This window comes from Streptomyces sp. SID5910 (assembly GCF_009862125.1).
Lineage (GTDB): Bacteria > Actinomycetota > Actinomycetes > Streptomycetales > Streptomycetaceae > Streptomyces.
Genome location: NZ_WWHX01000831.1, coordinates 1 through 6,787, shown reverse-complemented (window position 1 = coordinate 6,787; position 6,787 = coordinate 1). Strand labels below are relative to the sequence as shown.

7 protein-coding genes are annotated in these 6,787 nt (G+C 73.6%); all 7 read left to right on the top strand.

All coding sequences use genetic code 11. The annotated features are described in order from the left end of the window. The first annotated feature begins 55 nt into the window (after positions 1-55). The gene (locus GTW67_RS29315) at positions 56-832 is read left to right on the top strand and encodes a slipin family protein (protein ID WP_161167775.1); all 777 of its coding nucleotides are present in this window, start codon (positions 56-58) and stop codon (positions 830-832) included. 99 nt (positions 833-931) lie between these two features. Then, positions 932-2,299, top strand: a complete 1,368-nt coding sequence (locus GTW67_RS29310) for a PhoX family protein (protein WP_161167774.1) — start codon at positions 932-934, stop codon at positions 2,297-2,299. A gap of 55 nt (positions 2,300-2,354) precedes the next feature. Continuing rightward, positions 2,355-3,878, top strand: a complete 1,524-nt coding sequence (locus GTW67_RS29305) for an FAD-dependent oxidoreductase (protein WP_161167773.1) — start codon at positions 2,355-2,357, stop codon at positions 3,876-3,878. A 96-nt stretch (positions 3,879-3,974) separates the two neighbouring features. Beyond that, entirely contained in the window at positions 3,975-4,841 is an 867-nt protein-coding gene (locus GTW67_RS29300) for a polysaccharide deacetylase family protein (RefSeq protein WP_161167772.1), read from the top strand. Positions 4,842-4,859: 18 nt separating this feature from the next. Further along, on the top strand, positions 4,860-5,042 hold the full coding sequence (locus GTW67_RS29295) for a hypothetical protein (RefSeq protein ID WP_161167771.1): 183 nt from the start codon (positions 4,860-4,862) through the stop codon (positions 5,040-5,042). Between the two features lie 28 nt (positions 5,043-5,070). Beyond that, positions 5,071-5,793: a peptidyl-tRNA hydrolase gene (locus GTW67_RS29290; RefSeq protein WP_161167770.1), complete on the top strand. Its 723-nt coding sequence runs from the start codon at positions 5,071-5,073 to the stop codon at positions 5,791-5,793. A 115-nt stretch (positions 5,794-5,908) separates the two neighbouring features. Continuing rightward, a partial coding sequence (locus tag GTW67_RS29285) for an MbnB/TglH/ChrH family RiPP precursor modification enzyme (protein WP_161167769.1) occupies positions 5,909-6,787 on the top strand: 879 nt, incomplete at its 3' end.

Genomic DNA, 6,787 nt, shown 5'->3' with positions numbered 1-6,787 from the left:
TCGGGCATATCGTTGCAGGAGCAGACGAATCGGACCTCTCGGCGAGGAGGCCGTCATGCTCCAGGAGCTGCTGACCGCGGTGGCCGCCGTCGGAAGCGCCGGGGTGCTCTACGTCGCCTCGGCGGCGCGGGTCGTCAAGCAGTACGAGCGCGGGGTGGTCTTCCGGCTCGGACGGCTCGCGGGGGACGTGCGGTCTCCCGGGTTCACCATGGTGGTTCCGTTCGTGGACCGGCTGCACAAGGTCAACATGCAGATCGTCACGCTGCCGGTGCCCGCGCAGGAGGGCATCACCCGCGACAACGTGACCGTGCGGGTCGACGCCGTCGTCTACTTCAAGGTGGTCGACGCGGCGAACGCCCTGGTCAAGGTCGAGGACTACCGGTTCGCCGTCTCCCAGATGGCGCAGACCTCACTGCGGTCCATCATCGGCAAGAGCGAGCTGGACGATCTGCTCTCCGACCGGGAGAAACTCAACCAGGGCCTGGAGCTGATGATCGACAGCCCGGCGGTCGGCTGGGGCGTGCAGATCGACCGGGTCGAGATCAAGGACGTCTCCCTGCCCGACACCATGAAGCGCTCCATGGCCCGGCAGGCCGAGGCCGACCGGGAGCGGCGGGCCCGGATCATCAACGCCGACGCCGAGCTCCAGGCGTCGAAGAAGCTCGCCGAGGCGGCGGAGCAGATGTCCGAGCAGCCCGCCGCCCTGCAACTGCGCCTGCTCCAGACCGTGGTCGCGGTGGCCGCCGAGAAGAACTCGACGCTGGTCCTGCCCTTCCCGGTCGAGCTGCTGCGGTTCCTGGAGAAGGCCCAGGAACGGCCCGTGGAGCAGTGACGAGCGGTGACACGTGCTACACGCGTGGTTCCCGGGGCTCCTGGCAGGTGATAGACACAGCGGGGTCACAGTCCTGTCCGCCAGCAGGAAGGTTGCCCCATGTCCGCAACACGACGTCAGGTGCTCGCCCGCTCCGGTGCGCTCGGAGCCGGCATCGCCTTCACCGGAGCCCTCTCCGAGCTCTTCGCGGGCACCGCCGCCGCACACTCCCCCGGCCACTCCGGCTACGGCCCCCTGGTCCCCGACCCCCACGGCCTGCTCGACCTGCCGAAAGGATTCCGCTACCAGGTCCTGTCCCGTGAGGGCGACCGGCTGCGCTCCGGCGAGGGCCCGGTCCCGTCCAACCACGACGGCATGTCGGCCTTCCCCGGCAGGAACGGCCGCACCCACCTGGTCCGCAACCACGAGAACCGCGCCAACGGCAAGGTCCCCGTCCCCACGGTCGAGGGCCTGACGTACGACCCGGCGGGCAAGGGCGGCTGTACCGCGCTGACCCTGGACTCCCGCAACCGTGTGCTGTCCGAGCGGGTGGCCATCGCCGGTACGGCCGTCAACTGCGCGGGCGGCCCCACCCCCTGGCACACGTGGCTGACCTGCGAGGAGACCGAGGACAAGGCGGGCACCAGCGGGTACACCAAGGACCACGGCTTCATCTTCGAGGTCGACCCCGTCGACCCGCACCGCACCGGCGCCGTGCCGCTGACGGCGATGGGCCGCTTCCAGCACGAGGCGATCGCCGTGGACCCGCGGCGGGGCGTCGTGTACGAGACGGAGGACGCCTTCGAGCGGCCCTTCGGGCTCTTCTACCGCTTCCTGCCGAAGAAGCCGCTGGGCGGCACGGGCTCGCTGCGCGCGGGCGGCCGGCTCCAGGCCATGCGCGTACCCGGCGTGCCCGACCTGTCCTCGATCCAGGAGACCGGCGCCACCTTCGACCACATCGAGTGGGTGGACGTACCCGACCCGCTGGCCGCCGAGACACCGATCCGCTTCCAGGACTTCGGCCGGGGCGGCATCACCCACGCGCAGAAGCTGGAGGGCTGCTACTGGGGCGGCAGCAGCGTGTACTTCGTGTCGTCCTTCGCCCACAGCGCCGAGGGCTCGGCCGCCGACCACTTCGGGCAGATCTGGCGCTACGACCCCGAGCGGCGCCGGCTCACCCTGGTGATCGTCTTCGGCCCGGACACCGACGTCCAGCTGCCCGGCGAGTCCCCGGACAACATCTGCCTGGCCCCCAGCGGCGGCCTCATGGTCTGCGAGGACGGCAACGGCGCCCAGCACGTCTTCGGCGTGACGCGCAAGGGCGAGGTGTACGCGATGGCCCGCGGCCGGCAGAACATCGGCACGGCTGAGGAGCCCGAGTGGGGCGAGTTCGCCGGGGTCACCTTCTCACCCGACGGCGACACCATGTACGTCAACTGCTACACCCCGGGGACGACCTTCGCGGTGACCGGCCCCTGGCGCAGGTAACCGGGGGCGCACCGCCCGGTCACTGAAGCCGCGGCGACGGGGTACCCGGGGCCGCATGACGGAGAAAGCGCAGGCCGAGGGCTCGTACTGGCTTCAGACGGCACCGGGCGGTGCGCCGCGCCCCGCCCTCGCGGAGGACCTGGACGTCGACGTGGCCGTGATCGGCGCCGGCGTCGCCGGGCTGAGCACCGCGTGGGAGCTGGCGCGGGCCGGGCGCAGCGTGGCGGTGCTGGAGGCGGGGCGGGTCGCGGCCGGCGTCACCGGCCGCACCAGCGCCAAGCTGACCGCCCAGCACACGCTGGTCTACGACAAGCTGCGCCGCACCCGGGGCCCCGAGGGCGCCCGGCTGTACGCCCGCTCGCAGACCGAGGCGATCGAGCACGCCTCCGAGGTGGTCGCGGAGCTGGGCATCGACTGCGACTGGGAGACCCGGGACGCGTACACGTACGTGTGCGACGCGGGGCGCGTGGAAGAGGTGCGGGCCGAGGCGGCCGCCGCGAAGGAGGCGGGGCTGCCGGCGTCGTTCGTGACGGAGACCGGGCTGCCGTTCCCGGTGGCGGGCGCCGTCCGGGTGACCGGGCAGGCCCAGTTCCATCCGCGCAAGTACCTGCTGGCCCTCGCCGCGGACCTGGAGGCGCGCGGCGGGCGGATCTTCGAGGACACCACCGTGCACGGCCTGGACGAGGGCGAGCCGTGCCGCGTGTCGACGGGCACGGGGGCGACGGTCACCGCCCGGGACGTCGTGGTCGCCACCCACTACCCGATCTTCGACCGGGCCCTCCTCTTCGCCCGGCTCTCCCCGCGCCGCGAGCTGGTCGTCGCCGGGAGCGTCGAGGCGGACCGGGACGTCGACGGCATGTACATCACGCCGGACGAGAACACGCGGTCGGTGCGCACGGCGCCGCTGGACGAGGCGGGCCGCCGGCTGCTGATCGTCACCGGCGAGCACTTCACACCCGGCACGGGCGACACCCGGGAGCGCTTCGCGCGCCTGTCCGCCTGGGCCGGCGAGCACTTCCCCGGCGTGGACCTCACCTGGTCCTGGGCCACCCAGGACATCGACCCGACGGACACCGTCCCGATGGTCGGCCCGCTGCACCCGGGCGCGCACCACACGTACGTCGCGACCGGCTTCGGCGGCTGGGGGCTGAGCGGCGGCATGATGGCGGGCCTGCTGCTGACCGCGCAGATCACCGGCGAGGAGTGCGCGTGGAGCGGGCTGTACGACCCGCGCCGGCTGCGCACCGCGGTGCGTGAGGCGCCGGCGTTCCTGAAGACGCAGGCCGAGGTCGCCCGGCACTTCGTCGGCGACCGGCTGCGCCCCGCGCCGCCGGTGGACGCCCTGCCGCCCGGCGAGGGCGCCGTGGTCCGGGCCGGCGGCGACCGGCTCGCCGTCTACCGGGACGAGGCGGGCGCGCTGCACGCCCTCTCCCCGCGCTGCACGCACCTGGGCTGTCTGGTCAACTTCAACGCGGCGGAGCGCGCCTGGGAGTGCCCCTGCCACGGCTCGCGCTTCGCCACGGACGGCAAGGTGATCCAGGGCCCGGCGACGAAGCCGCTGGAGCAGCGGGACATCTGACCCCTCGGGGCGCGTTCTGACCCGGGAGGGTGACCCCTCGGGCACGTCGCGACACATAGTCGTACAAAATGAACAACACACTCATACGTTCGTGCGGTGATGACTCTCGTACGCCGCACCACCGCACTGTGCGCTGTCGCCGCCGCCTCCGTCGCCCTCGCCGCCTGCGGGACCACGGAGGCCGGACAGGCCCCCCGTCCGGCACCGTCCGCCTCCTCCGCCGGCCCCTCGAAGGCCGCCCCCTCCCGGCCGCCCACCCTCGCGCCCGGCCCCGCCGGCCTCACCCCCGTCTTCGAGCACGGCCCGCGCGCCGACGGCAAGACCGTCGCCCTCACCTTCGACGCCGACATGACCGCGGACGAGGGGCCCCGCGCGGCGGCGGGCGAACGGTTCGACAACCCTCAGCTGATCGCGACCCTGCGGAAGCTGAAGGTGCCCGCCACCGTGTTCATGACCGGGCGGTGGGCCGAGGAGTACCCGGACGAGGCCCGCTCCATCGGCCTGGACCCCCGCTTCGAGATCGCCAACCACTCCTACAGCCACTACGCCTACACGGACGACTGCTACGGCCTGCCCACCGTGCCCCGGGAGCGGATGCGGTCGGACCTGGAGCGGGCGTACACGGCGTTCAAGAAGGCCGGGGTGCCGAATCCGATGCCCTACTTCCGCTTCCCCGGCGGCTGTTACGACAAGACGGCCCTCGGCGAGCTGACCCCCGCGGGCGTCACCGCCGTGCAGTGGGACGTGGTGAGCGGGGACGCCTTCGCGACGGACGCCGACGCGGTGGCCAAGCAGGTGCTGGACGGCGTACGGCCCGGTTCGGTCGTCGTCATGCACTGCACCCGCAGCGCCGCCCCCGTGACCGAGCAGGCGGTGCGCACGGTCGTGCCCGAACTGCGCAAGCAGGGCTACCGCTTCGTCAAGGTGTCCGAGCTGATCGGCGCGGCGGACGGACGGCGCTGACGGTCCTACGCTGGAGGCATGAGCAGCGACGAGGACTACTGTCTGATCGACGCGACCCGCCCGCCCATGGCCGACGGACCGCCGTACGCGGAGTGCGTGCTGTGCCGGGAGCCTACGGAGCATCCCGAGTCGTACAAGGGGATCACCCTGTGCCCGCGGTGCGAATGGCAGGAGGCCCAGCGGACCGCCTGCTCGGGGTGAGGCCCGGGCGTCTTGGCAGACTGGGGGCGTGAGCAACGAGCCTTCGACGACGCCCGTCCCCGACAGCCCCTTCCGTCCCGAGCCCGGCGACCGCGACCTCGCGCCGCAGTTCGTGCTGCCGCTGGTGGTCCGCATGGAGCGGGCCGCGCCGCCGGCCCGTACGGACGCCCTGGAGACCGCGGCCCGCGCGGTACTGACGATGCTCGCGGACGAGCGGTCGACGGGCGACGGCGAGTGGGCCGAGGCCGTGCGCGACTGGCAGGACGCCCGCATCCGCAAGGTGGTGCGCCGGGCGCGCGGCGCCGAGTGGCGACGGGCCGAGGCGCTGCCCGGCATCACGGTGACCGGGAAGGCGGCCGAGGTGCGGGTCTTCCCGCCGGTCCCGCTGGACGGCTGGCCCAAGGACCTGGCCCGCCTCCAGGTCTCCGGCACCGACCTCGACGACCCGGAGCCCCCGGCCGACGCCGACCCGTCGGGCCCCGTCCTCTGGCTGAACCCCGGCCTGGACATGTCGGCCGGCAAGGCGATGGCCCAGGCCGGCCACGGCGCCCAGCTCGCCTGGTGGGACCTGGACGACGCGGCGCGGGCCGCCTGGCGCGACGCGGGCTTCCCGCTGGCGGTACGCGCCGCGGACCCGTCCCGCTGGAGCGCCCTCACCGCCGGCGGCCTGCCGGTGGTCCGCGACGCCGGGTTCACGGAGATCGCGCCGGGGTCCTGCACGGTCGTGGCGGACCACCCGGCGCTGCGGTAGCGCTTCGGGCTCCGGGGCGCGAACCTCAGATATTGCTCTGAACATGCCCACCCCAGGGTTGGCGCCGCCCGGCCGGGGCCATACCCCCGTCGAACCGACGGGGAGGGACAGGACCATGGAGCGACTGGGGACCGGCATCGGGTGGCGGCCGGAGATCGCGGACGTCGTGGAGCGCATGCCCGGCATCGACTGGGTCGAGGCCGTGAGCGAGAACCTGTGTCCCGGGCACCTGCCGGAGTCCCTGCTGCGGCTGCGCGAGCGCGGCGTCACCGTAGTGCCGCACGGCGTCTCGCTCGGTCTCGGCGGCGCCGAGCGGCCCGACGCGGGCAGGCTGGCGGCGCTGGCCGAGCGGGCGGAGGTGCTGGGGTCGCCGCTGGTCACCGAGCACATCGCGTTCGTCCGGGCCGGCGGGCCGCTGTCCGCCTCCCCGCTCCTTGAGGCGGGGCACCTGCTGCCGGTGCCCCGCACCCGCGACTCCCTCGACGTGCTCTGCGAGAACGTCCGCATCGCCCAGGACGCGCTGCCCGTACCGCTCGCCGTCGAGAACATCGCCGCGCTGATCGCCTGGCCGGGCGAGGAGATGACGGAGGGCCAGTTCCTGTACGAGCTGGCCGACCGGACCGGGGTGCGGCTGCTCATCGACGTGGCGAACCTCCACACCAACCACGTCAACCGCGGCGAGGACCCGGCCGAGGCGCTGCGCGAACTGCCCCTGGAGGCCCTCGCCTACGTCCATGTCGCGGGCGGCTTCGAGCGCGACGGCGTCTGGCACGACAGCCACGCCCACCCCGTGCCGCGGCCGGTGCTCGACATCCTGACCGACCTCGCCTCGCGCGTCGCGCCGCCGGGTGTCCTGCTGGAACGCGACGAGAACTTCCCCGGCAAGGACGAGCTGCGGGGCGAGGTGGAGGCGATCCGGACGGCGGTGGACAAGGGCCGGGCGGCGTCGGGCCCGGTGCCCACGGGTGCCGCCGCCGCGCCGCGGCCGGAGGCG